Origin of the sequence: Streptomyces sp. NPDC050625 (genome assembly GCF_040654755.1) — a bacterium.
In the GTDB taxonomy this organism is placed as follows: Bacteria; Actinomycetota; Actinomycetes; order Streptomycetales; family Streptomycetaceae; genus Streptomyces.
The window spans coordinates 532038-558146 of record NZ_JBFAIQ010000004.1 but is presented as its reverse complement, the minus strand read 5'-3'; the positions used below and the strand labels follow the sequence as shown (position 1 = coordinate 558146).

Below are 26109 nucleotides of genomic sequence, written 5' to 3'. Positions count from 1 at the left end.
GTACGTCGTACGCATCGCTTCAGTGGCCTCCGATCACTTGGGCGGCGGCGTCCAGCAGGTCGGTGAGCGGGCCGGTGGCCAAGCCCAGGGCGGCGCAGGCGGCCAGGCCCAGCATCAGTGGCCCTGCGGCGGACGGATTCTCCTCGGCCGGAGTTCCCGGTCCGAGCAGCATCCTGGCCGTGCGGGCGGCGAGCGCGGCGAAGGCGACCAGCACGAACAGCAGGGCCGCCGCCGTGGCCCAGCGCAGGCCCGCCCCCGCGGCGAAGCCGGCTCGGGCGATGCCCAGTTCGGAGGCGAAGAGACTGAACGGCGGGAAGGCCATCAGCGCCACCAGCGCAAGCCCGAACGCCCCGGCCGTCCGGGGCACTTGGGCGATCAGCCCGCGCACGCGGCCGATCCGCGCCGTGCCCGTCACCTGCAGAATGCTTCCGGAGGCGCAGAAGGCGACGGACTTGGCGAGCCCGTGGCCGGCGATGTGCAGGAGCGCGGCGGACAGGGCGAGCGGGCTGCCGATCGCCGCGGCCAGGGAGATCAGGCTCATGTGCTCCATGGACGAGTAGGCGAGCATCCGCTTGTAGTCGCGCTGAGCGAGCAGGAGTCCGGCTGCCAGGGCGAGGGTGAGCAGGGCGATCCCGGCGAGCAGGACGCGGGTGAAGTCCGGGCCGAGGGCCGCGTCCGCGATGACCCGGTAGCGCAGGACCGCGGCGAACGCCACCGACAGCAGGACCCCGGACATCAGCGCGGAGACCGGCGCCGGGGCCTGGCTGTGGGCGTCGGGCAGCCAGGCGTGCAGCGGGACCAGGCCGGCTTTGGCGCCGAAGCCGAGGACGACGAGCGTGATGCCGAGCCGGGTCACCGCCGGGTCGAGGCGGTCGGCATGGGCGACGAGGGTGGGCCAGTCGAGCGCCCACGCCTCGGCGATGCCCGCCTGTCTGGCCGCGTAGTAGATCAGCACGGTGCCGAGGAACGCGAGCGCGATGCCGGCCGAGCAGATCACCACGTACTTCCAGGCGGCCTCCACGGAGGCGCGGGTGTGGCGGTGGCCGACGAGGAAGGCGGTGACGATGGTGGTGGCCTCGACCGCGACCCACAGCACGCCGAGGTTCGCGGTGACCAGGGCCAGGCACATCGCGGCCAGGAACGCCTGCACGAGGACGTGGTAGCGCCACGCGGCCTCGTCACTCGTCCGTCCGGCGGCCCGCTCGCCTCTCAGATACGCGGGCGCACAGCCGCAGGCGATCAGTGCGACGGCTCCGACCACCAGCAGCATCCACGCGGTCAGCGCGTCCGCGCGCAGCAGACCGGAGTACGCCGACCTCGGTCCTTCCGCGACGACGTCCGCCGCGAGCACGCTGCCGCACACGAGGATCACGGCCGGCGAGACGAGCCCCACCCAGTCCAGCGGGTGGCGCTTCGGGGCCTTGTCGGGCGGTGCCTCCGCGACCAGTACGGTGCCCCGTGCGGGTGCTCGTTGCAGGGGTGCGGGAAGCGCCGGGGAGGCCGAGCGGATGCGCAGTGCGGCAAGTGCGTACGCGCCGGCCACGGCCAGTGGCACGGTGGCGGGCGCGGTGAGGAGCAGCGCGGAAGCAGTAGGGCTCATCAGTCGTGCAGCTCCCGCAGGTCGTCGATGTCGGTGGTGCCGAACGCCGCCCGCATCCTGGTGGTGAGGATCTGCAGCACCAGCACCGCCAGGAGTACGTCGAAGGAGACGCCGAGTTCGACGATCAGCGGCACGCCGGAGGTGGCCAGGAACGCCGTGGCGGTGATGCCGTTGTCCAGCAGCAGGAACCCGACCACCTGGGCCAGCGCCCTGCGCCGTGTGACCAGGACGAAGAAGCCGATCAGGACGACGGCGAGGCCGACCGGCAGGGCGCGGGTGGCGGGTGTCGGGTTGAGCTCGGTCAGCGGTCGGGCCACCGCATAGGCCAGCAGTGTCAGCAGGGCGGCGGTCAACAGGGAGGCGGCGACGTTGACGAGGGGCTGTGTCTCGCGTGTCTCCGCTCCCCCGTCGCCGTGCCACTGCCGGTCCTGGGTGAGCGCGGCCAGGGCGCGCCGCATCAGATACGGCAGGAGGCCCGCCCTGAGGGCGCCGATGCCGAGTCCCACGGCGATCAGGTCCCAGCGTTCCTCGTGCGCGCCGAGCAGGACGGCGATCGCGGCGAGCGCGATGCCCTGCAGAGCGAAGACGCGCACGATCGAGGCCAGTTCGCGTCGCCACAGCACGATCACGGCGGCCAGCAGGAAGGCGCCGCAGGCCAGATCGAGGAGCTGGGTGTAGAGGCCGCTGCTCATGACGCTCCGCTCAGGAAGTACGAGACGGTCACCGCGAGCAGGGCCAGCAGGAAGGAGCCGGCGAGCAGTTCGGGCACGCGGAACAGCCGGACCTTGGCCCAGAACACCTCGGCCGCCGCGAGCACCGCGCCCAGCAGACAGACCTTCACCACGAACAGCACCAGCGCCACGGCGAGGGCCGCCCAGGAGGCGTGGGTGGCGATGCCCCAGGGCACGAACAGGGCGGAGAGCAGGCCGAGCAGCAGGGTGAGCCGCATCTGGGCGCCCAGTTCGACCAGTGCCAGGTCCGGACCGGCGTACTCCAGCACCATCGCCTCGTGGATCATGGTCAGTTCGAGGTGGGTGGAGGGGTTGTCCACCGGGATCCGCCCGGTCTCGGCGAGCACGGCGACCGCGAGGGCGGCCGTGGCCAGCAGCCCGGCCGGGGAGGCGAGGCGGGCCGGTTCATGGACCGCGCCGGTGACGATGGCGGGGATGTTGGTCGTCCCGGCCGGTATCGACAGGGCGAACACCGAGAGCAGGAGGGTCGGCTCGACCAGCGCGGCGACCGTCATTTCCCGGGAGGCGCCCATACCGCCGAAGGCGGTGCCGGTGTCCAGCCCGGCCAGCGCGAGGGCCATGGTCCCGAGCGCGATCAGCGCCACCACCAGGATGAGGTCCGCGTGGGAGCTGACCGGGGTGTCGGTGGACAGCAGCGGTACGAGGGCGGTGGCCACGACGGTGGTGGCGACCAGCAGCGCGGGGGCCGTACGGAAGGCGGGCCCGGTCCCCACGGGGGTGATGGGCTCCTTGCGCAGCAGCTTGCGGGCGTCCCGCCAGGGCTGGAGCACCCCCGCACCGGCCCGGCCCTCCAGGCGGGCCCGAACCTGCCGCATCCACCCGGTCACCAGGGGCGCCCCGGCGCCGACCACGACGATCTGACCGGCCACGGCGGCGTATCCGACAGCACTCATCTGTTCGCTCTCACCAGCCCACCACCAACGCCACCAGCAGGACGACCAGGCCGGCGAAGCCGTAGCCGAGATAGAGGTGGACACTGCCGCTCGCCAGCCGCCGGGCCGCCCGTCCGGTGCCCGCCAGGGCGGACAACACCGGTTCGTACAGCCGGTGTTCGATCCGGTCGGGCACCCGGCGCTGGAAGCGCACCCGTTCCACCAGGTAGGCCGACTCGCGCACCGGCGTGACGTTCAGGTCCTGCTCGGGGGCGAGGACGTCGTCGAAGACCCGTTGCAGCGGTTCGGCGAACGAGGTCGCGGTGTAGGCCATGCGCGCCGTCGGCGCCCCGCCACCGCAGTCCCACAACCGGGCGTTCGCCCGGCGCCGACGGCGTCCGTAGAGCCGGGGCAGTCCCGCGGCCAGCATGAGTGCGGCGCCGAGGGCGGCCACGACCCACACCGGTGACAGGGAGGCGGAGATGTCCGCGAGCCGCACCCGCGCTCCGCCGCCCGACACCGCGCCGGTACCCGGCAGCCCGACCGCGCTCACGGCCCGGTCGAGGCCGTCGCCCAGCAGCCCCGGCACCACGGCGAGCGTCGCACACGCGGCAGCGAGCAGTCCCATCCCGGCGATCATCAGGGGCGGCGCCTCCCGCGCGTCCTGCGCCGACGAGCTGCGCGGCCGGGCGAAGAAGCCCACTCCGAGCGCCTTGACGAACGCGACGGCAGCGACGCCGGCCGACAGGGCGATCAGCGCCACCGACAGGGGCAGCACCACCGCCACCGCAACGCCCGGGACCTGCAGTCCGTGGATCAGGGATTGCAGCAGCAGCCACTCACTGATGAACCCGTTGCCCGGCGGCAGCGCCATCGCTCCGAGTGCGGCCAGCGCGAACAGTCCGGCGGTGGCCGGCATCCGCGAGCGCAGACCGCCCAGCTGGTCGAGGTCCCGTCGGCCGGTGGCGCGCAGCACGGATCCGGCCGCGCAGAACAACAGGGCCTTGAAAGCCGCGTGGTTGACCACGTGCAGCAGCGCCGCCGCCAGCGCCAGCGCGGCCAGCGGCTGATTGCCGTAGGCGGCGAACAGCCCGCAGGCCCCGACCCCGATCAGGACCAGGCCCATGTTCTCGCTCGTCGAGTACGCCAGCAACACCTTCAGATCGGAGGCGATCGCCGCCTGCAGGATCCCGTACACCGCGCTGGCCCCGCCGACCGCCATCACTGCCAGCCACCACCAGGCCGGACCGCCGCCGAGCAGGTCGAGGCCGGTGCGGACGAGGCCGTAGACGCCGAGATTGACCATGGCCGCGCTCATGAGCGCCGAGACGGGGCTGGGTGCTTCGGGATGGGCCCGGGGCAGCCAGGCGTGCAGCGGCAACGCGCCCGCCTTCGACGTGAACGCCAGGCCGACCAGCACGAAGACCAGCCCTCGCATCGCCGGCGACACGGTGTGTGCGCCCGCTCGTAGTGCGGTGAAGGTCTCGCCGCCCGCATCGGCTGCGAACAGCGCGAGCCCGGCGAGCAGCAGCACCAGGCCGAGGTGTGTCATCACCGCGTACCAGACGGCGGCCTGCCGCACCGAGGCCCGCCCGCGGTGTTCGGCGAGGACCAGCACCAGCGAGGCGACCGCCATCAGCTCCCACAGCAGCAGGAACGTGGACACCGACGCGGCCACGGGCACCAGCACCAGGGTGAGCGCGAACAGCGGAAGCACCGCCTGCGCCGTCCGCGAGCCGAGTCCGTGCGGACCGTGCCCGGCCGCGTAGCCGATGCCGTACACCGCGACCGCGGCCACGACGGCCCCCGCCACCGCCATGAACAGGCCCGCCAGCGCATCCACCGCCACATACGACCCGGCCAGCGGCAGCAGCCCGGGAAAGACGGCCGACCAGCGGTTTCCGCCCAACGCAGCCACACCCGCCGTACCACCACCGACCCCCACGCCCGCCGTCAGCACTCCCACGACCGGCACGCGCAGCCGATACGGCAGCCCGAACCCGGCCAGCGCGCCCGTGCCGCCCAGTGCCGTGGCCGTCGCCAGGGCGGCCGGGATCACGCTCACCTTCCCGTCACTCTGCGCAGCGCCGCCACGATCTCACTCGGCTCCGGCGGGCACCCGGGCACGGCAAGGTCCACCGGTACGACATCGGCGACGGCGCCCTCGACGCCGTACCCGCCCGCGAACTCCCCGCAGTTGATCGCGCAGTCCCCCACCGCGATCGTCAGCCGCGGCTCGCCCATCGCGGCCACCGTGCGCCGCAGCGGCTCGGCCATGTTCCGGGTCACGGGCCCGGTCACCAGCGCCACGTCCGCGTGCCGGGGCGAGGCCACCAGCCGGGCCCCGTAGCGCTCGGCGTCGTACACCGGGTTGAAGGCCGCGGCGATCTCGATCTCGCATCCGTTGCAGGAGCCCGCGTCCACGCACCGCACCTGCACCGATCCGCCGAACGCCCTTGCCTCGTCCGGGACTTCGCCCTCCGGGGGCGGCGGTGCGGGCTCGGCCACCCGACCGGTGGTGCGGATCTTGCGCAACAGGCCCATGAGCCCCTCCCTGACACGGTGAGGACTTGTCTGCGAGTGACCAACGCGCCATCCCGCGAGTGAAGTTACGGTGCTTTGCCGTGGTTTTGCGTCCTTGGCCGAACTCGTACGGGTTCGGGAGGAGGCCGTGGCTACGGCGGCGGCTTTGCCTCGCCCTGCGCGGCCTGCAGATGGGCGAGGAGTTCGGCCTGGTCGGCCAGCACTCCGGACAGGATCGTGCGGGCCACTCGAAGCAGGTCGGCAACGTGGGGGCTGGCCAGCGAGTAGTAGACGCTCAAGCCCTCCTTGCGGGTCCTGACCAGGTTCGCCCGCCGCAGCACGGCCAGTTGCTGCGAGAGATGGGCGGGCTCGATGCCCACTTCGGGAAGCATCTCCGACACCGCGTGCTCGCGCTCGCTCAGCAGCTCCAGGACACGGATACGGGCCGGGTGGCCGAGTGTTTTGAAGAACTCGGCCTTGAGCTGGTACAGCGGCGTACTCACCGTGCGGTCACCTCCCCGGTGCAGCAGCACGACCCCGTCGGCCGGGCCTCGGCGCATCCCGTCCACCCATTCCCTGCAGTGACGACCTCAGCAATTGCTAAGATTAGCAACTGCTGAGGTCGTATGAGAGAGGTTTGCGTGAGGATCACCCCGCTGCGCGGCACCGGCGTCGTCTGGCACAAGTGCCCCGCCTGCCGGCTCGAGTGCAGGCCCGCCGCCCTGGCCCCGGGCGGCTCCTGCCCCCGCTGCGGCAACGCCCGGCTGCTGAAGCTGTCCCTGGGGGGTCACCCCGGTCGGTCGGCCTCCCACCGCGACGGCGACTGAACCACGCACGGCGGGCCGACCGGGGAGGGGCACGATGGGTGACTGGGACATCCAGTGCGGCACCGCAGTCCGCTTCGAATGGGGACCCGCAGGCGCACGTCGTCTCGCCACCGAGGCCGCGTGCCTGGTCGCCGTCGACGTACTGTCGTTCACCACCGCAGTGAGCGTCGCCGTGGAGAAGGGAATTCGTGTCCTGCCCTTCTGGTGGCCGGACGGGCCGGCGACCGAGGTGGAGCGGACCGGCGCCGCGCAGGCCGCCGCCGCGTACGCCCGTCAGTCCGGCGCCAGGCCGGCCGCCCACCGCCACACCGTCACCCCTGAGACGCCGAGGTCCCTGCCCCCGCCCATCTGCGCGCCGCCCCCTTCGTGGCCCGCCTTGTGCTGCCGTCGCCGAACGGCGCGTCCATCGCGGCCGCCGCACCACGCGGCGTGCGGGTGATAGCCGCCTGTCTGCGCCATGTCACCGCGGTCAGCAGCTGGCTCGTCGCCCGCGGCTACGGCACCCCCGAGCATCCGGTCCCCGTGATAGCCGCGGGTGAGCGGTGGCCGGAAGGGAGCCTGCGTCCCGCCCTGGAAGACCTGCTGGGCGCCGGGGCCCTCATCTCCGAGCTCTGCTGCCAGGGGTGCGGTCCCGCTCTCCGCGGAGGCGGTCGTCGGCTGGCCGCCATGGGATTCGTCGGGGACGTGGCCATCGCCACCGAGGAAGACGTCTGCACCGTCGTGCCCGTACGGGACGGCGACGGCGCCTTCGCCCGGGGCTGAGCCGAAGAGGTCACCCGCCTGCCTGTTGTCCGGCCGGCCATCCAGTGGTGCGCCACTCGTGGCGCCCCTCCACTTGTTCCGCGCGCTCCGGGCCGTGAACCGCCAGCGCGGCGGCCAGGTCGGTGTGGACCGGGATCGGCGGGCCGTCCCCGGTGGGGACGAGCGACCCGTCGGCTGGAATCGCGGCCAGCTCCAGGCCGCGGCCCGCCTCCTTGAGGCGCCGGGCGGCCTCGATGATCGCCAGCTGTCCCTCGGCCGACCAGCTGCGCAGCTCGGTCAGGTCGACGACGACCGGGCCGGTGCCGCGCGCCAGCGCCCAGCCGACCGCGCCGGTGAAGCGCCGGACGGCGTCGGGGCCCAGGTATCCGGCGACGGAGAGGATGCCGAAGTTGTCCTCGACGGTGTAGCGCCAGTCGATGGTCATGATGGTGAACTTCCTTGCGCGGGTGGGCAGTCGACGTCTGCTGTCCGGGGTCAGAGGGGGAGGGTGATCCAGATGCTCTTGCCACCGCCGTCGGCATCCGCGCGGACCACCGCGGTGCCGCCCAGGGCGAGCGTGAGCTCCATGACGGTCGCCAGACCGCCGGTGCCCGTTCCGGTGCCGGTCCCGGTGCCCGTGCCGGTGACCGACCCGTACAGCGGGGGCTGGTACGGGTGGCGGTCGTGGACGGCCAAGGCCAGGCAGTCCTGGCCCGCCGCGTAGATCACCGTCAACTGCGGGGAAACCAGGGCGGCGTGCCGCACGCTGTTGGTGACCAGCTCGGCGAGGATCAGCAGGGCCGGGTCCACCGTGGGGTGACGCAGTCCGATCCCCCACTCGACCAGCGCCTGCTCAGCGGTCTCGCGGGCCATCCGTACAGCTGAAGGCTCGGCGGGCAGGGTGAGCACGTGCCGGTAGGGCAGTGCTTCCAGCTGTGTCGACATCACTCACGCCTCCCCGCGGGCGAGACGGAAGCCCGTGACCGTCTTGGGGTGCAGGCGCAGCAGGGTGTCGTGCGGGCCGTGCGCCCAGCCGGCCAGACTGCGCCGGTAGTGGGCGGCCTCATCAGGGTCCGTGACCACCTCGGCCGCTCCGGAGACGGTGACCGTCCAGCCGGTGCCGGACACGGCGCGGATGTCGTCCACCTGGTACGTCGCCGCCGCCGACACCGCCGCGGCGGGTACCGGCGCACGGACGACCAGGCGGCCGTACTCCCATACGTGCCGAGCCGGCCGGATCACGGTCAGGTCCCGCTGCGCATACACCAGCCGCCCCAGACTGCTGCCCTCCAGCAGCCACAGGGCCTCCGCACCGGAGACCTCGACCATACGAAGGTTGGCGGGAAGAGTGCTCATCGCAGGGCTTCCTCGCTGGGGGTTCGGGGGTTCGGTACGGGAAGGACGGGCAGGACGCCGGAGCACTCCAGGTGGTCACGGGCGGCCCGGATCGCGTCGGGGGTGGAGGCGTACTCGCGGCCCTCGGCGCTCAGCGACTCCAGCGCGCCGACGGAGTCGAGGACCTGGCGCTGACCGGGTCGTATGCCCGACACCAGGACGACGATTCCGCGGCGGTGCAGCTTCTCCACCGCGTCCTTGAGGACCAGGGCGCCGGTCGCGTCCATGGTGGAGATCCGGGACATGCGCAGGATCACGACACGGACGTCGGCGACCTCGGTCAGCTCCAGCAGGAAGCGGTGGGCGGCGGCGAAGAACAGCGGGCCGTCGATGCGGTACGCCACGATGTGCTCGGCCAGGAGCGCGTGCTCCTCGGCGCTGTGGTCGCCCCGGTCGAGCGGCACCTGATCGAAGCGCGCCTGCTTGGCCACCGCACGCAGGGCGAGGGCGCCGGCCACGACGAGGCCGATGATGACGGCATACACGAGGTCCAGGGCCAGCGTCGCCACGGCGGTCAGGACGAGGATGAGCGCGTCGGAGCGGGTCGCCTTCGCCATGGCCTTCAGCGATCCGACCTCGACCATGCGGATCGCGGTGGCCAGCAGGACACCGGCGAGCGCGGCCAGCGGGATCCGGGAGACGAGAGGCGCCGCCGCGAAGACGATCACGGCGAGAACGGCGGCGTGGGTGAGGGAGGCGAGGCGGGAGCCCGCGCCCGTACGGACGTTGACCGCGGTGCGCGCGATGGCGCCGGTCGCGGGCACGCCCCCGAACAGCGGGGCGGCGACGTTGGCCAGTCCCTGCCCGAACAGCTCCCGGTCCGGGTCGTGCTTCTGCCCCACCGTCATACCGTCCGCGACCGAGGCGGACAGCAGGGACTCCAGGGCGGCGAGGGCCGCGACCGCCACGGCGGGAGCGAGCAGGGTCCCCACCGAGCCGAGGTCGAGGAAGGACAGGGACGGCACGGGCAGTCCCGCCGGAAGGTCGCCGATCGGCTTGGCCGCGTCCAGGTGGGCCAGCTGAGCCACGATCGTCGCCGCGATCACGGCGACGATCGAGAACGGCACGGTCGGCCGCCACCGGGCACCGAGCAGCATGATCGCGGCCACCGCGACGGCGAAGCCGACCGCCGTCCAGTTCGGAGCCTTCGCGAACTCCTCCACCGCCCGCCAGGTCACCACCAGCACCCGGTCGCCCTCCGGCTTGGGCACACCCAGCGCGTTCGGGATCTGCTGCAGGCCTATCACGCAGGCGATCCCGAGGGTGAAGCCCTCGACCACCGGGGCGGGCACGTACTGCATGTACTTCCCGGCCCGCAGCACCGCCAGGCCGACGAGCAGCACGCCCGCCATCAGCCCGACGGTCAGCACTCCGCCCGGCCCGTACTCACCGACGATCGGCACCAGCACGACCGTCATGGCACCGGTCGGGCCGGAGACCTGCAGGTTGGATCCGCCGAACACCGCGGCGAGCGCCCCCGCGACCACGGCGGTGGCCAGGCCCGCCTCGGCGCCCAGCCCGGAGGAGACGCCGAAGCCGAGCGCGAGGGGCAGCGCGACGATCGCCACGGTCAGACCGGCGAGCAGGTCCCGGCGCGGGTCGCGCCGGATCTCCGCAAGGTCGGAGCGGTTCGGCAACAGCACCATGATCCGGGCCCACGCCCGGCCGAATGCCGAGGTCACTGCGCGACGACCTCGGCTTCCCGCAGCTCGGCCAGCAGCTCGCTGCGGCCCGCCAGCATCTCGGTGAGGATCCGCCGCGCTGCCTTCATGAGATCGGCGACGTCGCCGCCGGCCAGTTCGTAGACAACCGTCGAGCCCTCGCGCGTCGAGGTGACGATGCCGGAGCGGCGCAGCACGGCCAGCTGCTGCGACAGGCCCGAAGCCTCGACCTCGATGGCGGCCAGCAGGTCCCGTACCGGCATCGGCCCGTCCTGCAGCAGCTCCAGGACTCGTATCCGCACGGGATGCCCCAGCATCCGGAAGAACTCGGCCTTGGCCTGGTACAGCGGAACGGACACGACTCCTCGGCTTCCCCTACGAGACCCCACTGCGGGGGCGGACGCGAAACGCTGCGCCCGCGGCTACCTGCGGACACAGCAAAGACAGCATCTAACTAATTGCGAACTTTTGCAATTCCGCATCCTGTGGCGCCCCGGGTGAACCCGCCAGGGACCCCCGCTCGGGAGGGTCAGGCCTTCTTGACCACGCTCGACTTGAGCTGCATCGCTCCGAAACCGTCGACCTTGCAGTCGATGTCGTGGCCGTCGACCCCGTCGACCAGCCGGATGTTGCGCACCTTGGTCCCGGCCTTGATCCCGGAGGGGCTGCCCTTGACCTTGAGCGCCTTCACCACGACCACGGTGTCGCCGTCCTGGAGCACATTGCCCACGGCGTCCTTGACGACGCGCTCTCCGGCGAGGTCACCGCCCTCGGCACCGGCCTCGGCGGGAACCCATTCGTGGCCGCACTCGGGGCACACCACCAGGGCGTTCATCTCGTAGGTGTACTCGCACGAGCACTTCGGACAGGGGGGAAGATTCTCGATCATCCCTCCAGCCTATCCGCCCTGGTACCTCGGTCATTCCACTCGGCACGGCGGCCGGTACGGGAGGTTCCCCAGGTGGTTCCTCCACCGTTGCCGGTCGAGGGCGTTGCCGGTCATGGCACAGATGTGGCGCACGGCCTCGTCGACATCCAGGTCCCACAGGCGTGCCGTGCCGTCGTCGGCGCCCGTGGCCAAAGTGCGGCTTGCGGGGCCGAGGACCGCTGACCGCACGGCGCCGGAATGGCCGACCAGCGCATCACCCGTGGCGGAGGGGTGCGCGGGGTCGGTGACGTCCCACAGCCTGATCAGGCCGTCCGTGGTGCCGGTGGCGAGTGTGCGTGCGTCGGGGCCGAAGGCGAGCGCGGAGACGGAGCCGGAGGCGTCGATCGGGGAGCTGAGCGGCCTTGGACGGGCCGCGTCCGAAACGGTCCACAGGCGCAGGGTTCCGTCCCTGGAGGCCACCGCAAGGGTGTGTCCTTGCGGGGCGAAGGCGACCGACTCGCCGGTGAGGGTCCGGGCAGCGCGGACCGGATGGGAGGGGTCGTGGGTGTCCCAGAGCCTGACCCTCCGTGTGGAGCCCGCGAGGGCAAGCGTGTGTCCGTCGGGGCTCAGCGCGAGGGACGGGGGTGTGTCGAACGCGAGGAACGGGGGTGTGTCGAAGATGTCTTCCTCGGGCGATTCAGCGCTTCCGAGGAGGCGAGGACGGCCGGGGCTGCCCACGTCCCACAGCCGGACCCGGCCGCCACCGTCGACCTGTCCATCACCCCAGGCCCGTGCGGCACTTCCACCGGACGCTTCGCTCCCGGCGTCGACGATGGGCTCCGCCACGACCTGGGGCTGCTCGTACTCGGCCATCGTGCGGCCGTCGGCACTGAAGGACAGGGCGGAGATCATGTGCTCGCGCCTGACCGACGTACGGCCCAGCCGGCGGGGACGCGCCGGATCGCTGACGTCCCACAGTCGCGTACCACCGTCCGGCTCCGCCACCGCAAGTAGGCGACCCCGGGGTGCGAATACGGCGGAGGTGCCGGGAAGGGCGCCGAGGCGCTTGGGGTTTCCGGTGTCCGCCGTGTCCCACAGCCTCACCTGCTCCGGACCGCAGGTGGTGACCAGGCTCCGCCCGTCGGGGCTCATCCCGCTCACCGAGACATCGGAGCAGTCCGTCAGCACGGGCGGCAGGCTCCATACCCGGATGACCCGGTCGTCGGTGACCAGGCTGCGGCTGTCGCGGCCGAAGACGAGGGCAATGCCGCCATAGGACGTCTGTCCCAACGGTTCGCCCAGTTGCGTCGGTTCGTCGTCGTTCGCGGTGTTCCACAGTTGGACTCCGTTGTCCCCGGCCACGGCGAGCGTACGGCCGTCGGGACTGAAGGCCACCGCGGCTATTTCGGATCCGTCCGCATTTTCGAGCGGTGGGGAGAGGAGTTCCGGGCGTCGGGGGTCCGCGATGTCCCAGAGCCTGACCTGCGTGTCGCCGTCGTCCGCGGCCAGGGTCCGCCCGTCCGGGCCGAACACCACCTCTTGTGTTCCGCCGGTACCAAGGTGCAGGACGCCCAGTGTCCGGAGGTGCATCGGATCGGCTGTGTTCCACAGCTGTGTGATGCCGCTCTGACTGCTCGCCGCGGCCAGGAGGTGGCCGTGCGGGCTGAAGGCGGGGAGGTCACCGGGCAGGGAGTGGCCCAGTCGTGCGGGGTGCCTGCGGTCACGCATGTCCCACAGGTAGACCCTCTGTCCGCCCGCCGCGAGCAGGCGCCCGTCGGGGCTCAGCGCAACGGTGTTGCCGATCGTGTCGCCCGGCAGGCCGAGAGTGGTGAGGTCGGCCGGGTGGCTGGGGTCGGAGGTGTCCCACAGCCGGATCCTCCCGTCGGTGTCGTCCTCGGCGGCCAGCAGGCTTCCGTCCCCGCTGAGCGCCACCACCGATCCGCGCAGGGCACGGCCCACGCGCCGGGGGTGGGTGACGTCACGGATGTCCCACAGCCGGATGACGCGGTCGGGCCCGGCGAGGGCCAGCAGCCTGCGTGACGCGTCGGCCGCCACCCGGCCGTTGCCGAAGTTGTTCACATCGTCCGAACTGCGGCTCTGGTCGGGAGTCTCGGAGAACAGCGCCGAATTGGCGGCGCCGAGCAGACTCGTGTACGTGCGTTCCGAGCGGCGCATCCGGTACGACGCAATGTCGAGCTGGGCCGCCAGGGAGGCGTTCTGCACCTGGGCCGGCAGCTGGATGCCGCGGAGCTGGTCCGCCTCCGCGGCGATCTGCCGGGACATGGCAACCGTGCGCTGGGCGCGGGCCGTGGCACGCTGCTGGAAGGCGACGGTCGCCGCGGTTGCGGCCACGAGGACCAGGGCCGTCAGGCCGGCGACCAGAGAACGCAAGCGCCGCGTGGTGCGCACGGCCGCCCGCTGTTCGCCGGCCCGGGCCTCCAGGCTCGCGGTCAGGAACGCGCCCTCCAGCCCGGTCAGTTCGTCCCGAACGGTGAACGTCTCCTCGGCGGCGGCCAGACGGGTGCCGCGGTAGAGCGCGCCGGGGTCCCGGTCCAGCGCGTCCCAGGCCTGCGCCGCCTCGGTGAGCCGACGGTGCGCGCGCAGCCGTTCGCGGTCGCTGTCGATCCAGCCGCGCAGCCGGGGCCAGGCGGTGATGAGTGCCTCGTGGGCCAGGTCGACGGTGTCGTGGTCGAGGGTGATCAGCCGGGCGTGGGCCAGCCGCTCCAGGACGGTCGCCACGTCGCCGGGGCCGTTCGCGCCGAGCTCGGCGCGGGTGACGGGGCGGCGCGTGTCCTGTGTGCCGTCGCCCGGGGTGACGAGCCGTAGGAGGATGCGACGGGCCGACTCGGCCTGGCCGGGCGTCAGTCGGGAAAAGACGCTCTCGGCCGTGCGGGCGACCGCACCGTGCAGGCCACCGGCCGCGTCGTACGCCTCCTCGGTCAGTGCGCGGCCCTTGCGGCGGTGCCAGGTCTCCAGCAGAGCGTGCGACATCAGCGGCAGGGCGCCGGGTTCGCCCTCGACCTCGTCGAGGATTCGGGCGGTCAGGGAACGCTCCACGATCAGCCCGCCGACCTGGGCGGGTCTGACCACTGCCGCACGCAGCTCTTCGCGGCTCATGGGCCCGACCAGCAGGCTGCCGTCCTGCAATGCGGAGGTCAGCCCCGGGTGTTCGGCGCAGCGGCCGAGGAAGTCGGCACGTACGGCGATAACGACACGCAGCCGAGCCGCGGGATCGGTGGCCGCCAGCAGGCGGCCGATGAACTGATCGCGTTCCGCAGGATCCGAGCAAAGGGTATAGATCTCTTCAAACTGATCGACGATCAGCCATGTGTCGCCGTCGCCGTCCTTGGGTGTCAGGCGCGCGGCATGGGTGCGCAGCGGGTGTTCGCCGGGGGTCAGGACGCGCAGCGCGGCGGGCCGCGGACCGGTCGGGCCCGGAGTGCGGAGGCGGGGGATGAGGCCGGCGCGCAGGAGCGAGGACTTACCGCTGCCCGACGGGCCGAACACCGCGGTGAATCGGCGGGACGACGCGAGTTCGAGCAGCCGGCCGGTGGGCTCGTCCCGGCCGAAGAACAACTCGGCGTCGGCGGGTTCGAAGCGGGCCAGGCCCCGGTAGGGCGGCACAGCGTCCTCGTCCTCGATGCGCGGCTCGGCCGCCGCTTGTTCGGCCGCCTCGCGCCAGCGCGCCTCCCACTCCGCCGGATCCCCGCCGCAGGCACGGACGTAGGCCAGCATCACCGGCAGTGTCGGCAGCCGCTCCCCCGCGGCCGCCTGCGACAAGGTGCTCGCGCCTTGCCCCGCGCCCTTCGCCATCGTCCGGTAGGTGGGACTGCCGGCTTCCGCCCGCAACTTGCGCAACTCGGCAGCAAACCGGGCCACCGGCCCATGGCTCGGATCGAGCGGACTTTCCGGACGCCCCGCCACCGGCAGCGCCCCCTCCCGTTCTCGGCCGCTTCCCCCGTGGACGCGACGCAAGGCCGGACAAGGTACGGAGCCGAGGCGAGGAGGGCAACCCGAGGGTGCTCAGTTCGGCCACCCCCGCACACCAAGCCCCTCAACGCCGCGTGTGCGGGCCCAGATTGAGCAGCACCGTGCCGAGGTGGGCGGAAGTGAGGGCCGGTCCGGGCAGAGGGGGCGTGGCCGGGCGGGCGCGACGTAGCGGGCCGACGCTGGATGGATGGCGGCAGTCGTTCGACCGCCAACCTCCAGCTGGCACGCGGGTACCGCCGGGTGCTGGCGGTCGTACCGATTCCCCAGGCGGTCGGGCCGCATCCGAGCGCCTCGCAACAGGCCGCGGAACTGTCCGACGCCGGGGCGCATGTCATCCTGCTGACCCCGGACCACACAGCGCGCCGTGTCATGGACCACAACATGATGGACGACAGGCGTCGGCCGGCCGCCGCCCGCGCGGGCCACACCCAGGCCAGTGCCCTGGCCCCCTCGGTGGCGGACATCTGGCAGGGGTGACGTGGGGGCGCCGTGTGAATCCGTGTCGGTCATGGCCGTGTGGGCCCTGCATGGGTGGCCGTGAGGTGGTCGTCGTGGGCCGTCGAGGACTCGTCGTACCCAGGATTCGGGCGGTGGAGTTCGACGAAGGGGCGGCCGGCTGCCGTCCACCGGCCGGTGGGAGTCCAGCCGGAAGCGTCGGCGGCATCCAGCAGGGCTGTCGTGCCGACGCGGGCCCAGGTGAACGGCCGCCCGTGGCGCCCGTGAGCGTCCTCGACGCGGACGGTGAGGCGCTCGTCGACGTCATCGCCCGCCGCCTCGACCAGCAGACGGCCACCGAGGCGGACCAGATCCCGCATGCGGACGAGCAGGGCGACCGGGTCCCCGCCGATTCCCACGTTGCCGTCCATCAGCAGAGCGGTGCCCCAGCGGCCCTCTCTCGGCAGGCGGTCGAAGACGGATCGCCGAAGGGCGACTCCGCCGTGACGCCGGGTCCTGGCGATGGCGGCCGGGCTGATGTCCACACCCAGCGCCGGTACGCCGCGCGCGGCCAGGGCGGCCACCAGGCGTCCCGGTCCGCAGCCGACGTCCAGGACGGGACCGGTGCAGCGGCGCAGCACGCCGGTGTCGGCGGTGTCGGGGGCGGCGCACCAGCGCTCCACGTCCAGCGGGAGCAGTTCTGCCGTCCCGGGCGTGCAGGGCGTCATGCGGCGCAGGTACAGCGGACCGCGGCCGGTGCGCAGGGCACGGGCGTAGGGATCGTCCGTCCAGGGCTCACCGGGCTCCGCGGGCGCCAGCCGATCGGCGGGCTGTGCCGGCGCAACGCGGCGTGCGGGCAACGGAATCACGATCTGCGGATGCGGTCCCGCCGGTGTCGACGTCCCGAGCAGCGGCAGCGCCTCTGCCTCGTCGAGGCGGGGCAGTACAACGTCCACGGGGAAGGAGGATGTCTCGATCACCCCACTCACCCTACGAACACAAAGCGGACATAAGGGGTTTGGTGTTCTTACCGATCGCTGACGTCGCCCTTCCTTACAGTTCGCTGACGTCGCCACCGGGACCGGGCCTGGGCGAACACCCGCAAGGCGGCCAAGAGGGTCGTCACTGCGGTCACGGCCGCCAGCGCGATGAGCCAGTTGCGCGGATAGTCCAGGGGGAGCACCGAGGCATTGGCCCGCGGCCCCGGGCGCAGCAGAACCGGCAGCGCCACCACCGTCAACGCACCCGCGGCCAGCAGCGCCCCGCGGACCGGCCCGCGAACGCCGCCACGGACCAGCACCAGCCCGGCCAGCAGCACCAACGGCGCGATCAACGCGTCGTGCAGAAGGATCGCCCCGCCCAGCCAGACCAGTACGTCCGTCAAGTCACGGACGTCGAGCAGCAGGAACACGCCGACACCCATGAACGCCACGCCGAGCGCACCCGCGAGGTAACGCGTCACCTTCATGCCAGCACCTCCAGCCGACCCACCCACTTGGTCTGCAGCACGCCCGGACGGTTGGGGGCGATGAGCCGCGCCGGGTAGCCGTGGTCGGGGTCGAGTTCTTCTCCGTTCAGGCGCAGGGCGAGCAGGGTCAGCGGGTCGCGGGCGTGCTCGTGCCCCATCTCCGACACCCGGTAGCCGCCGCGCAGTTGCAACGACACCACCCTCACCCGCGCATGGGGCGGAGCGCCGGCCCGATCCAGCAGGTCCACGATCCGCACGCCCGTCCAGTGCGCCGACTTGCTCCAGCCCTCCACGCAGGCCATCGGCAACTCCACCAAGTGCTGGGGCAGGGCACGCAGTTCGTCCAGCGTCAGGGTGTACGGCCGCGGCCCGGCCACCACCAGGCGGTACTCCTCGTCGGCGATCCGGCCGACTCCGGCCGCCGCAGCGGTCCGGTTGACGGGCAGGGCCTGCGGGCCGTGGTCCGGATGGCGGGGCGCGATCAGGATGAAGTCCTTCAGGGCGGTGAAGGACTGGCCCACCGTGGTCAGCGTGACGGCCCCGACGGCCGCGCCCACCGCGGCCAGCAGCGACCGCCGGTCCAGACCGTCCTGCGCGGGCAGGGCGAGGGTCCCGGGCGACCGTCGGCTCCAGTGCGCCCGGATCTCGGGTGCCTTGACCGCGATGTGCAGGACCAGCGCCCCGGCCACCAGCCACGCCACCGCGTAGTGCACCGGTACGAACGAGAACGGCCACGGGTACCACTGGGCCGTGTTCAGCAGCCCCGTGGCCAGTTCGAAGACGGCCCCGGCGACCAGCACCGCGACCGACAGCCGCTCAAGCGCGTGCCGGACCGACCGCAGCGGCGGCCACTCGAACAAGCGCGGATACACGGTCCACAACTTGGCCAGCAGCAGCGGAACCGCCGCGATACCGGAGGCGACATGCAGGCCCTGGGTGACCCGATAGCCCCATACCGGACGGCTCGGGATGTCGATGGCCGGCCAGCCCGGCGGATGTTGCATGAAGTGGCTGATGAGACCGGTGATGAAGCACACGACGAACGCCGCACCCAGCCAGCGACCGATCGAGGTCGCCGTGCGGGCATCGTGCAGCCTGCCCTTGAACACCGGTGGGGAGACATGCAGTTTCATGCCCTCCATCCCACTCGCCACAAGGCCGTTTCGGAGCATGTGAACCCTTACGGAACAGGGACGTCTCCGACCTCCGGTGGTCGCTGTCGGCCCGGGCAGGCGCCGGACGGCGTCGGCGGCCCGTGGGCCTCGTCAGGACGGGAGGGCGCCGAGCTGGCGGAGCTGCGCGAGGACGTCGACGATGCCCCGGATCTCGGTGATCCGCCCGTCGGTGAAGCGGAAGATGAAGATCTCGTTGTAGGTGACGGTCTTTCCGGTGGGCGGCAGGCCCTGGTACTCGCCCCGGTGGGTCCCGGTCACCGTGTTCCTGGAGACGACCTTGTCGCCCTCCGTGATCGTCTCCTCGACGGCGACGTGGATGTCGGGAAACGCACGCAGAAGTACCTCCCACACCCGCTTCAGGGCCTCCGCTCCCGTCGCGCCCATCGGTACCGGCGCGTGGAAGTGCACGTCCGGCGCGACGAACTCGTCGATGGCCTTCGCGACCGTTTCCGGGTCGCCGCTGTTCATGGCGGAGTGGAAGCGGTGGAGCGTCGCTGTGTTGAGTGGTGCCCCGGCTGCCGGCATACGGCCTCTCCTCTGCTCTGTGCTGGACGGTGTCTCAGCAGTAGGACGAGGCAGCCGCCGGGAATGTGACACGAAGCCGTCGACGAGCGGGAGCTATTCTTCGTACAGCGAGTGACTCACGAGGAGCGAAGACATGGTCGGTCGTCCGAGCACGCGTTGACGTCTGAGGCCGTGAGCGGCCTGTCATCGCGTGCTGCCCTTGATGCGCGGCACAGCGAGCCTTCCTTTCCCGCTGCCTGAAGTGGTCGATGCACCTCTCGTGCGCCGGTTGGCGGGTCTTGTCTCCGGTCATCCGAGGGGTCCCTGTGCCGCCTTCTTCCTCCGACGTATCCGATTCCGGTCGACGTGTTCCGTCAAGCCTGTGGCGGGACGTGGACTTCCGCAGGCTCTGGGTGGGCCAGACGGCCTCCCAACTGGGCGAACATACAAGTCTGGTGGTTCTGCCGCTGTTCGCCGTCCTGACGCTCAACGCCGGTGCCGGCCAGTTGGGCGTCCTGCGTGCGGTGGGGCAGGCGCCGATCCTGCTGCTGTCTCTCTTCGCCGGTGCGTGGGTGGACAGGTGGCGGACGCGCACGCTGATGGTGCTGACGGACGCCGGTCGGGCCCTGGCACTGGGCGCCGCCGCCGTGGCCGGCCTCCTCGGTGCGCTCGGCCTGCCGGCGCTGCTAGTGGTTGCCTTCGCCGTCGGGGCTCTGTCCGTGTTCTTCGACGTGGCATACCAGGCGTCTTTGGTACGGCTGGTGCAACGCGATCAGTTGGTACGGGGCAACAGCGCACTCGAAGGAAGCCGGTCCGCGGCGCAGATCGGCGGTCCCGCCCTCGGCGGTGCGTTGGTATCTGCGCTCTCGGCGCCGATCGCCGTCGCCTCCAGCGCAGTGTTCTTCGCCCTGTCGTTCCTGTCGATCCGACGGATCGGTCGCCGCGAATCCATCCCGGAACGCTCGGAACGTCCTCCTCGCGTCTGGCGGCGGATCCATGAGGGTCTCCGCTTTGTCGCCGGCGACACCTCGCTGCGGACTGTGTGCCTCGCATCAGCCGTCTTCCAGTTCTTCTTCGCGGCCGTGATGACCGTCTATCTGCTGCTCCTGCCGCGGGACCTGCACCTGTCGGGCACCGCCGTCGGGCTGGCGCTCGCGGCGACGGGGCCGGGCGCGCTCCTGGGCTCGCTGCTGGCCGCCCGCCTACCGCGCCGCTTCGGACATGGCGCTGTGCTCGTGTTCGCGGCTGTCCTCGGCGACGGCGTGTTCCTGTTCGTGCCCGCACTGCACGGCTCCTCAGTGGTGACGGTTCCCGCGCTCCTCGCGGTCAACTTCGTCTTCGGGACCTTCGGCCAGCTGGTGAATGTCACGGTCATGGCCGTCCGGCAGACCGTCACTCCGGACGGCCTGCAAGGCCGCGCGGCCGCGACGATCAACTGTGTCGGCATGGGGCTCACCCCGCTCGGCTCACTGCTCGGCGGCTTTCTCGCGGAAGCGTGGGGAACGCGCACCAGCCTCCTGGCGACAGCCGCAGGCATGCTGCTGTCACCGGCGCTGATGGCCCTGTCCCCACTCGCCCGCCTGGGGCGGACGCTTCCCGCCCCACCCCAAACTCCCCACCCTGGAGAGGACGTTGCCGCTGCAAGGCTCCGAGACAGCCACGCGTCCATGCCTCGCGGGCGGTGACCAGCCCTGTGATTGACTACCACCGTGTTGCCCGAAACCGTCTTCACCACCCAGGATCTTCCGGCGAGCGACCGCTTCGAGGCTTGGACGGAGCAACTGGGCCGCACCCACGCGCCGATGCAGCTGAGCAGCGAGCGCACCGCGGACTACCGGGGACACCAGCGCGTGATCGGGCTGGGCGACGTGACGCTGTGGCCCGCGACCTTCGACCAACTGGTCTTCCGCCGGACGGCCAGGCTCGTGCGCCGGTCCGACCCGGAGGTGTTCCACCTGTCCCTGCTGCGGCACGGCGACGGCGCGGCAAGCTGGGGCCAGGAGCAGGTGGCGTACCGGATCGATGACTTCCACGTGAACTACTCGTCCCGGTCCTACGAGATATCCACCGGGCCCGACCCGGTCACCATCGTCGGCGTCGAGATCCCGCGCGCCACCCTGGATCTCCCGGCCGACCGGGCGGACCGGGTGGTCGGACGCCGGATATCCGGCCGGGAGGGCATGGGTGCGTTGCTCGCGGGGATGCTCGTACAACTGACCTCGGACACCTCGCCCTACCGGGCGGCCGACGCGGAGCGGCTGGGCATGGTCGTCACCGATCTCGTCACTGCCGTGTTCGCTCATGCCCTCGACGCGGAGCCGGAGTTGCCGCCCGAGACTCACGCCCGCACCCTGACCCTGCGCATCAAGTCCTTCATCCGGCGGCATCTGGGCGATCCGGAGCTGACCCCCGCGAACATCGCCACCGCCCACCACATCTCGCGCAGCTACCTCTACCGACTCTTCCAGGACGAGGGCCTGACCGTGGCCTCGTACATACGCGACCAGCGGCTGGCCAACGCCCGCCGGGACCTCACCGACCCCGTCCTGCGCACACTCCCGGTCCACGCCGTGGCCGCCCGTTGGGGCTACCCCCGCCCGGGCGACTTCACCCGGGCCTTCCGCGCCGCACATGGCATGGCACCCAGTGAGCTGCGGGACCAGGCGCTGAACCGAACAGCCGTGGACGGTGTGCACACGGCCGTGGACGCCGTGCGAACGACAACCCCCGACGCACTCGCACATCATTGATCCGGCCGCTCAACAGGCTCACGTGCCCGATGGCGTGCCAGGGTCACGGGGGTGCCCTGGTACGCCCAGAGCACAACGGCGCCTCGGCCCGTCGGCGTCGGTCCGTCCGTGGACCGACGCCGCCGGACAGAGGATGCCCCGCGCGAGGCGGGCGCCGAACCCACCACCTGCGGGCCCCAGGTCCGGGATCACGCCGGCTCAGCGCTCGCTCTCACAGGTCCGGCTCGCCATGGCTCACGAAGAAGTGTCCGGAGGCGTGACTCATGGGGTGTCCCAGCTGCACATCCGTCAGCATGCGCAGTATGAACTCGCCGGCCCCGCCTTCGAATCGCTGATCGTCGCCGTCATGTGACTGCGTGACCACGGTCCACGAGTCGGGATCGGCCGAGCCCGTGCTCCACATGAGGAGCTCGTATTCGGACCAGCCGAAAGGCAGGAGTCCGCCGTGCGCCGGGTCGAATCCGTCGCTCTTCCACGGATTTCGGCCGGCGCCGGAATCGCGGGGCACGGCAAGCTCGACGTACTCGTCGAAGCTGCCCGCGCCGAACAGGTCGACGATCTCCTTGTAGTCGCCGGGCAGCCGTGTGCCTAGCTCGGCCTCGATGGTGGGCCAGTCGATGCGGGGCCGAGGTATCGGTTCCCAGCCCGTGACGATGCGCAGTTTCTCGGCCCAGGACGCGCTCTGTGGGAAACCTGCCAATGCCGGGTCCTCGCGGTGAGCGATCACAGCCACCGTACGGGGCCCTTGCGGCGAAGCCACCATGCCGCACCCGACCCAGCGGTTCCGGTAGCCCCAGCCCCGCATCTCGAACAACTCCCCTGCCCCAAAAGCCTCGACCAGCGGCAGGCCGGTACGTTCGGTCAGCGACGGATCGACGAACGCCCCTGCTGCCAGGTTCCGGTGCTGCCCTGCCCACGAACCGATCTCCGCAACGAGTTCATGCAGGTCCGTGCCCTGCGGGGCCTCCATGACGATGGGTTGGTCCCGATCAGGGGAATGCCCCTCGATTTCACGCCAGACGCTGTCGACGAATGCGCTGATTCCCATGGCGGCCAGTCAAGCCCATGCCACTGGCATCCCCCGCAGTGGGGAGCAGGCATCATGACGGGCACCCGTCTCAGCAGCGCTGCGAGGATGAACAAGGAGACTTCATGCCAGAGATCAGCGGGTTCGCCCCGGGTCTACGAACACGGTTGGCCGGCGCCGTGCGGCGACACCCGGTGCTCTCGATCGCCCTCGCGCTGAAGCTGACGACCGCCGTGGCCCTGGGCGTGGTGTGGCAGACCAAGATCCGTCGCTCTGGAGACCTCGACGACTACCGAGACCTTCTCGTGGACGATCCCGGTGCACCGGACGGAGCCTCGGTCAAGGTGACCTCGCTCGGCACCACCATGATGCTCGTCGATGACGGCACCACCCAGATTCTCATCGACGCCTTCATCACCCCGGCCGCACTTCTCGACGCCGCGCTCGGGCGACCGGTCTGCACGGACCGCAACGCGGTGGACGCCGCGCTCGACAAGGTGGGGGCGGATCGCGTGCGCGCCATCTTCATCTCTCACTCCCACCATGACCACGCGCTGGACGTCGCCTACATCGCAACCCGTACGGGGGCCACGGTCTACGGCTCACCCTCCACGCTGAACATCGCCAGGGGCGGCAACGTCCCCGAGGACCGCCTGGCACTCCTGAACCCGGAGAATCCAGTCGAGGTGGGCAACTTCACGGTACGCACCATCGTCTCCAAACACTCCCCCAACCCGATGGGCGGTGAGGGTGCGACCATTGACAGGCCTCTGCTGCAACCGGCGCCCATCAGCGCATACAAGGAGGGCGGAACCTACGACTTCCTCGTGGCGACACCGGAGACGAGCATCCTGTTCAAAGGTTCGGCGAACTGGATTCCCGGCGCGCTCACCGGAGTTCGCGCCGATGCGCTGTTCCTCGGCATCGGCGGTCTGGGACGCGCCGGACAACGCTTCAGCGAGGGCTTCCTCAGCGCGACCATCGGCGCCGTCCAACCCGCCCTTGTCGTCCCCACCCACTGGAACGACTTCTTCTGCCCGGCGCGCGAGGGCCTTCCGCTGCACCGCAAACTGATCGACAACACCCCCGCCGCATTCGACACGGTGCTCGCCCGCGCCAAGGCCGAAGGCATCGACGTCCGCCTGCTGGACGCGTTCGGCAGCGTCACGGTCCGCTAGGTCCTCAGCAAGGCGGCAGGGCCAAGTTGGCTGCCCAGTTCGTCAGCGCGGCAAAATCATCGGCCACCAGACCGGACCGGGGGTCGACTCGGTGCAACTTGTTCGGCAGCCCCCACTCAGTCAGCCGGCGCCGCTCGGCCGCCTCCCAGCGAGGCGTCAGCAGACGGTGCGTCTCATAGCCCTCGGTCCCGCCGCAAACAGTACGGGCTGACGACGAGACCGCCCAGTGAAATCTGTTCATGTGCGAGGCCTCCGGTCAGGGCGCCGACGAGTACACCCACGGGTACTCCCACGATCGTCGCTGTCTGAGCGACCATGGTCGGGACCGTAACTCCGATGCAATCCTCGCGCTCTCCCCCGTTAACATGTTCGAACTCACGATGATCGTCCTTGCCTGCTGTTCACCGGAAAACCATGCCATCCGGCATGACAAGACCCCTAGTTGCCAACTTCTAACAAACCGGCCAAAAAGTTGATATCGATAGCATCCCGGGTGTTTTCGCAAATAAAGAGCAGAGTGCCGTTCGCCGCGTGGCGTCAGCCACGGGCGATTCTGTGGGCCGGCGCGGGCGCGGTGGCCCTCGGATTCCTCATCGCTCTGGAGGTCGCCGCACGTCGCTACGGCCTACCGGGGCCGATGACCAATCAGGTGCGAGAGGTGATATTCCCGCCCAAGTCGGGGTTCCTGTTGTACGCCAGTCTGGCGTTGATGATGGTGGTGCTCCCCCGGCGGCAGCGGCTCATCGCGGCTGCCGTCGCGATCGGCATCGACGTCGTCTTCTTGTTGGTGCGATGGGCTGTCGGTGCCGAGCTGACCGAGGGCCATCCCTTCGGCAACGGCGCGTTGTGGGTGATTCTGGGATATACGGTCATCGCCATCACGCTCCGCACCGGCCAGGAACGTGTCCTGCTGCTGAAGGGTGTCGGGCTGGCGTTGCTGCTGGTGGCCGGCCGTAAGACCGGCGATACCTGGCTGCTCATCACGTCGAAGACCCGCCCGGCGGTGCTCGACCAGTACGTGGCCATCGCCGATCACGCGCTGGGCAATCCGTCGTGGCTGGTGGGCCGGTTCGTCAGGGCCACCGGTCCGATCGGCGCCCATGTTCTCGACTACGTCTACGTCCAGCTTGCCATGGCCGCTGTCATCGTCGCGCTGTACCAACTGCGCAACGTGGCGGCCGAGCGCCGGTTCCCGCGCCATCATCTGGTGCGCACCTTCCTGGCGATCGGCCTCCTCGGGCCGGGCATCTACATGATCTTCCCGGTGGTCGGACCGGTCTTCGCCTACGGCGCCGACGGCGGGCACTGGGCGTTGGCCAACCTGTGGCCGGACACGCCGCCGCCGGTCAATACCCCGCATACGATGCCATTCGACGAGATCACCCCACGCAACTGCATGCCGAGCCTGCATACCGCGTGGGCTACCACGATCTTCATTCATTCCCGCCAGGGCCCACGGATTCTGCGATTCGCAGGCACGTTCTGGCTGATTGCCACGCTCGGCGTCACGCTGGGCTTCGGCTACCACTACGGTGCGGATCTCGTTGCCGGCGTGGTGTTCACGGTCACGATCGAGTCAGCGCTGCGCTTGCAGGCGCGTGGCTGGGACCGGTCGGGAATCCAGCTCGTCGCCTACGGCGCAACGGTCTTCGCCGCGCTCTTGCTGTCGTATCGCTATCTGCCGATGGAGATGGCCAAGTATCCGTTGGTGTTCGGCCCGCTGCTCATTCTGGCGATGACTTCAGTGGTCTACGGCTACGTACGGACCACGAAACTGTGGGAACCCAAGGCCGTAACAGCGCCCCAAACGGAACTGCAACCCGAACTCGGGGCTGTTCCGTAACCACGCTTGAGAGTGCGCTCAATCGGTCCGGGTGCGGAGGCTCCGCGCCAGGGTGGGGATCATCACCGTCGCGGGGACGAGGTGCAGCCCGAGGAGGGCGGTGGTGGTGGCCGTGTTTGCCCCGGAGAGGAGGGGCGGGGCCAACGAGATCGCGGTCAGCGACACCGCCGTCCACACGAATCGCTTGGCGGGGTGAGCGCTCCAACGGAGAAGGGCGGCGGCGATGACGATGCCCACGACCGAGAAGAAGCCGGTCACTACGGCGAACCCGGACAGCGGGATCGTCTCGCCGCCGTCGGGGACCTCGAAGTCGACGCCGACGGCCCGGGCGAGCGTCGCGGCGAGGGTGGTGGCCACCATCGCCGCGAGCGTGGCAATGAAGCCGGTGCCGGCGAGCCCGCGGAGTCGGTGGGTGTGGCTGGTCCGGCCCGATGCCGGGCCTGCGACGACTCCGTTGTCGTTCGTGCTGTTCATGTCGTTCCTTCATCATTCGGCAACTG

General features: G+C 71.0%; 27 protein-coding genes. 8 read left to right on the top strand and 19 right to left on the bottom strand.

Features of this window, described 5'->3' with window-relative positions; genetic code table 11:
- Window positions 1-19: 19 nt before the first annotated feature.
- The 6 genes from AB0I54_RS13015 to AB0I54_RS12990 all read right to left on the bottom strand — a co-directional run bounded on the left by AB0I54_RS13015 (window position 20) and on the right by AB0I54_RS12990 (window position 6250).
- On the bottom strand, window positions 20-1600 hold the full coding sequence (locus AB0I54_RS13015) for a proton-conducting transporter membrane subunit (RefSeq protein ID WP_363296012.1): 1581 nt from the start codon (window positions 1598-1600) through the stop codon (window positions 20-22).
- Entirely contained in the window at window positions 1600-2292 is a 693-nt protein-coding gene (locus tag AB0I54_RS13010) for a hypothetical protein (protein WP_263204855.1), read from the bottom strand. Before AB0I54_RS13010 ends, AB0I54_RS13015 begins: the two co-directional genes overlap by 1 nt.
- The gene (locus tag AB0I54_RS13005; protein WP_363296011.1) at window positions 2289-3245 is read right to left on the bottom strand and encodes an NADH-quinone oxidoreductase subunit H; all 957 of its coding nucleotides are present in this window, start codon (window positions 3243-3245) and stop codon (window positions 2289-2291) included. Before AB0I54_RS13005 ends, AB0I54_RS13010 begins: the two co-directional genes overlap by 4 nt.
- 10 nt (window positions 3246-3255) lie before the next feature.
- Complete coding sequence (locus AB0I54_RS13000; RefSeq protein WP_363296010.1) at window positions 3256-5289, bottom strand: proton-conducting transporter membrane subunit; 2034 nt, start codon at window positions 5287-5289, stop codon at window positions 3256-3258.
- Window positions 5286-5768 (bottom strand): oxidoreductase, encoded by a 483-nt coding sequence (locus AB0I54_RS12995; RefSeq protein ID WP_363296009.1) that lies wholly within the window; start codon window positions 5766-5768, stop codon window positions 5286-5288. The genes AB0I54_RS13000 and AB0I54_RS12995 overlap by 4 nt, the downstream gene beginning before the upstream one ends.
- A gap of 131 nt (window positions 5769-5899) precedes the next feature.
- Window positions 5900-6250 carry a metalloregulator ArsR/SmtB family transcription factor gene (locus AB0I54_RS12990; RefSeq protein ID WP_363296008.1) on the bottom strand — a complete coding sequence of 117 codons (351 nt, stop codon included), beginning with the start codon at window positions 6248-6250 and terminating at the stop codon, window positions 5900-5902.
- 138 nt (window positions 6251-6388) lie between these two features.
- Between AB0I54_RS12990 and AB0I54_RS12985 the strand changes: the two genes are divergently transcribed.
- Genes AB0I54_RS12985 through AB0I54_RS12975 form a run of 3 tightly spaced genes read left to right on the top strand, consistent with a single transcriptional unit; the run spans window position 6389 to window position 7336 of the window.
- Window positions 6389-6574, top strand: coding sequence for a hypothetical protein (locus tag AB0I54_RS12985; protein ID WP_363296007.1), 186 nt, complete (start codon window positions 6389-6391; stop codon window positions 6572-6574).
- Window positions 6575-6608: 34 nt separating this feature from the next.
- Window positions 6609-7013, top strand: a complete 405-nt coding sequence (locus AB0I54_RS12980) for a hypothetical protein (RefSeq protein WP_363296006.1) — start codon at window positions 6609-6611, stop codon at window positions 7011-7013.
- The gene (locus AB0I54_RS12975) at window positions 7004-7336 is read left to right on the top strand and encodes a hypothetical protein (RefSeq protein WP_363296005.1); all 333 of its coding nucleotides are present in this window, start codon (window positions 7004-7006) and stop codon (window positions 7334-7336) included. Before AB0I54_RS12980 ends, AB0I54_RS12975 begins: the two co-directional genes overlap by 10 nt.
- Before the next feature lie 10 nt (window positions 7337-7346).
- Here AB0I54_RS12975 and AB0I54_RS12970 read toward each other — a convergent pair whose 3' ends face one another.
- From AB0I54_RS12970 to AB0I54_RS12940, 7 genes are all read right to left on the bottom strand, one after another.
- Window positions 7347-7760 (bottom strand): STAS domain-containing protein, encoded by a 414-nt coding sequence (locus AB0I54_RS12970; RefSeq protein WP_363296004.1) that lies wholly within the window; start codon window positions 7758-7760, stop codon window positions 7347-7349.
- A 50-nt stretch (window positions 7761-7810) separates the two neighbouring features.
- Entirely contained in the window at window positions 7811-8260 is a 450-nt protein-coding gene (locus tag AB0I54_RS12965) for an ATP-binding protein (protein WP_363296003.1), read from the bottom strand.
- A gap of 3 nt (window positions 8261-8263) precedes the next feature.
- A complete protein-coding gene (locus tag AB0I54_RS12960; RefSeq protein ID WP_363296002.1) occupies window positions 8264-8671 on the bottom strand; it encodes a pyridoxamine 5'-phosphate oxidase family protein in 408 nt (135 codons plus the stop codon).
- Window positions 8668-10392, bottom strand: a complete 1725-nt coding sequence (locus AB0I54_RS12955; RefSeq protein ID WP_363296001.1) for a SulP family inorganic anion transporter — start codon at window positions 10390-10392, stop codon at window positions 8668-8670. The genes AB0I54_RS12960 and AB0I54_RS12955 overlap by 4 nt, the downstream gene beginning before the upstream one ends.
- Entirely contained in the window at window positions 10389-10730 is a 342-nt protein-coding gene (locus AB0I54_RS12950; RefSeq protein ID WP_363296000.1) for a metalloregulator ArsR/SmtB family transcription factor, read from the bottom strand. Before AB0I54_RS12950 ends, AB0I54_RS12955 begins: the two co-directional genes overlap by 4 nt.
- 170 nt (window positions 10731-10900) lie before the next feature.
- Window positions 10901-11260 (bottom strand): zinc ribbon domain-containing protein YjdM, encoded by a 360-nt coding sequence (locus AB0I54_RS12945; protein ID WP_363295999.1) that lies wholly within the window; start codon window positions 11258-11260, stop codon window positions 10901-10903.
- 30 nt (window positions 11261-11290) lie between these two features.
- The gene (locus AB0I54_RS12940) at window positions 11291-15118 is read right to left on the bottom strand and encodes a hypothetical protein (protein WP_363295998.1); all 3828 of its coding nucleotides are present in this window, start codon (window positions 15116-15118) and stop codon (window positions 11291-11293) included.
- Between the two features lie 294 nt (window positions 15119-15412).
- On the opposite strand from AB0I54_RS12940, the gene AB0I54_RS12935 reads away from it, so the two are divergent.
- Window positions 15413-15706 (top strand): hypothetical protein, encoded by a 294-nt coding sequence (locus AB0I54_RS12935; protein WP_363295997.1) that lies wholly within the window; start codon window positions 15413-15415, stop codon window positions 15704-15706.
- A 29-nt stretch (window positions 15707-15735) separates the two neighbouring features.
- On the opposite strand, the gene AB0I54_RS12930 is transcribed toward AB0I54_RS12935, so the two are convergent.
- The 4 genes from AB0I54_RS12930 to AB0I54_RS12915 form a co-directional block, all read right to left on the bottom strand.
- The gene (locus AB0I54_RS12930) at window positions 15736-16536 is read right to left on the bottom strand and encodes a class I SAM-dependent methyltransferase (protein ID WP_363296084.1); all 801 of its coding nucleotides are present in this window, start codon (window positions 16534-16536) and stop codon (window positions 15736-15738) included.
- A gap of 155 nt (window positions 16537-16691) precedes the next feature.
- Window positions 16692-17132 carry a hypothetical protein gene (locus AB0I54_RS12925; protein ID WP_363295996.1) on the bottom strand — a complete coding sequence of 147 codons (441 nt, stop codon included), beginning with the start codon at window positions 17130-17132 and terminating at the stop codon, window positions 16692-16694.
- Window positions 17129-18274 carry a molybdopterin-dependent oxidoreductase gene (locus tag AB0I54_RS12920; protein WP_363295995.1) on the bottom strand — a complete coding sequence of 382 codons (1146 nt, stop codon included), beginning with the start codon at window positions 18272-18274 and terminating at the stop codon, window positions 17129-17131. Before AB0I54_RS12920 ends, AB0I54_RS12925 begins: the two co-directional genes overlap by 4 nt.
- A gap of 123 nt (window positions 18275-18397) precedes the next feature.
- Complete coding sequence (locus tag AB0I54_RS12915; protein WP_363295994.1) at window positions 18398-18832, bottom strand: ester cyclase; 435 nt, start codon at window positions 18830-18832, stop codon at window positions 18398-18400.
- Between the two features lie 359 nt (window positions 18833-19191).
- Here AB0I54_RS12915 and AB0I54_RS12910 point away from each other — a divergent pair, with 359 nt between their 5' ends.
- On the top strand, window positions 19192-20496 hold the full coding sequence (locus tag AB0I54_RS12910) for an MFS transporter (protein WP_363296083.1): 1305 nt from the start codon (window positions 19192-19194) through the stop codon (window positions 20494-20496).
- Between the two features lie 24 nt (window positions 20497-20520).
- A complete protein-coding gene (locus AB0I54_RS12905) occupies window positions 20521-21561 on the top strand; it encodes a helix-turn-helix domain-containing protein (RefSeq protein WP_363295993.1) in 1041 nt (346 codons plus the stop codon).
- Between the two features lie 211 nt (window positions 21562-21772).
- Here AB0I54_RS12905 and AB0I54_RS12900 read toward each other — a convergent pair whose 3' ends face one another.
- A complete protein-coding gene (locus AB0I54_RS12900) occupies window positions 21773-22609 on the bottom strand; it encodes a hypothetical protein (protein ID WP_363295992.1) in 837 nt (278 codons plus the stop codon).
- Window positions 22610-22713: 104 nt separating this feature from the next.
- Between AB0I54_RS12900 and AB0I54_RS12895 the strand changes: the two genes are divergently transcribed.
- Window positions 22714-23766 carry an MBL fold metallo-hydrolase gene (locus AB0I54_RS12895; protein WP_363295991.1) on the top strand — a complete coding sequence of 351 codons (1053 nt, stop codon included), beginning with the start codon at window positions 22714-22716 and terminating at the stop codon, window positions 23764-23766.
- Between the two features lie 517 nt (window positions 23767-24283).
- Window positions 24284-25609 carry a phosphatase PAP2 family protein gene (locus AB0I54_RS12890; RefSeq protein WP_363295990.1) on the top strand — a complete coding sequence of 442 codons (1326 nt, stop codon included), beginning with the start codon at window positions 24284-24286 and terminating at the stop codon, window positions 25607-25609.
- An 18-nt stretch (window positions 25610-25627) separates the two neighbouring features.
- Here AB0I54_RS12890 and AB0I54_RS12885 read toward each other — a convergent pair whose 3' ends face one another.
- Window positions 25628-26083 carry a DUF6069 family protein gene (locus tag AB0I54_RS12885; protein ID WP_363295989.1) on the bottom strand — a complete coding sequence of 152 codons (456 nt, stop codon included), beginning with the start codon at window positions 26081-26083 and terminating at the stop codon, window positions 25628-25630.
- Window positions 26084-26109 lie beyond the last annotated feature (26 nt).

Bases quoted from the DNA above. Each gene is read 5' to 3' on its own strand.
- AB0I54_RS13015 (WP_363296012.1), bottom strand. From the start codon at position 1,600: ATGAGCCCTACTGCTTCCGCGCTGCTCCTCACCGCGCCCGCCACCGTG.
- AB0I54_RS13010 (WP_263204855.1), bottom strand. From the start codon at position 2,292: ATGAGCAGCGGCCTCTACACCCAGCTCCTCGATCTGGCCTGCGGCGCC.
- AB0I54_RS13005 (WP_363296011.1), bottom strand. From the start codon at position 3,245: ATGAGTGCTGTCGGATACGCCGCCGTGGCCGGTCAGATCGTCGTGGTC.
- AB0I54_RS12995 (WP_363296009.1), bottom strand. From the start codon at position 5,768: ATGGGCCTGTTGCGCAAGATCCGCACCACCGGTCGGGTGGCCGAGCCC.
- AB0I54_RS12980 (WP_363296006.1), top strand. From the start codon at position 6,609: ATGGGTGACTGGGACATCCAGTGCGGCACCGCAGTCCGCTTCGAATGG.
- AB0I54_RS12970 (WP_363296004.1), bottom strand. From the start codon at position 7,760: ATGACCATCGACTGGCGCTACACCGTCGAGGACAACTTCGGCATCCTC.
- AB0I54_RS12965 (WP_363296003.1), bottom strand. From the start codon at position 8,260: ATGTCGACACAGCTGGAAGCACTGCCCTACCGGCACGTGCTCACCCTG.
- AB0I54_RS12960 (WP_363296002.1), bottom strand. From the start codon at position 8,671: ATGAGCACTCTTCCCGCCAACCTTCGTATGGTCGAGGTCTCCGGTGCG.
- AB0I54_RS12945 (WP_363295999.1), bottom strand. From the start codon at position 11,260: ATGATCGAGAATCTTCCCCCCTGTCCGAAGTGCTCGTGCGAGTACACC.
- AB0I54_RS12935 (WP_363295997.1), top strand. From the start codon at position 15,413: ATGGATGGCGGCAGTCGTTCGACCGCCAACCTCCAGCTGGCACGCGGG.
- AB0I54_RS12925 (WP_363295996.1), bottom strand. From the start codon at position 17,132: ATGAAGGTGACGCGTTACCTCGCGGGTGCGCTCGGCGTGGCGTTCATG.
- AB0I54_RS12920 (WP_363295995.1), bottom strand. From the start codon at position 18,274: ATGGAGGGCATGAAACTGCATGTCTCCCCACCGGTGTTCAAGGGCAGG.
- AB0I54_RS12915 (WP_363295994.1), bottom strand. From the start codon at position 18,832: ATGCCGGCAGCCGGGGCACCACTCAACACAGCGACGCTCCACCGCTTC.
- AB0I54_RS12900 (WP_363295992.1), bottom strand. From the start codon at position 22,609: ATGGGAATCAGCGCATTCGTCGACAGCGTCTGGCGTGAAATCGAGGGG.
- AB0I54_RS12895 (WP_363295991.1), top strand. From the start codon at position 22,714: ATGCCAGAGATCAGCGGGTTCGCCCCGGGTCTACGAACACGGTTGGCC.
- AB0I54_RS12885 (WP_363295989.1), bottom strand. From the start codon at position 26,083: ATGAACAGCACGAACGACAACGGAGTCGTCGCAGGCCCGGCATCGGGC.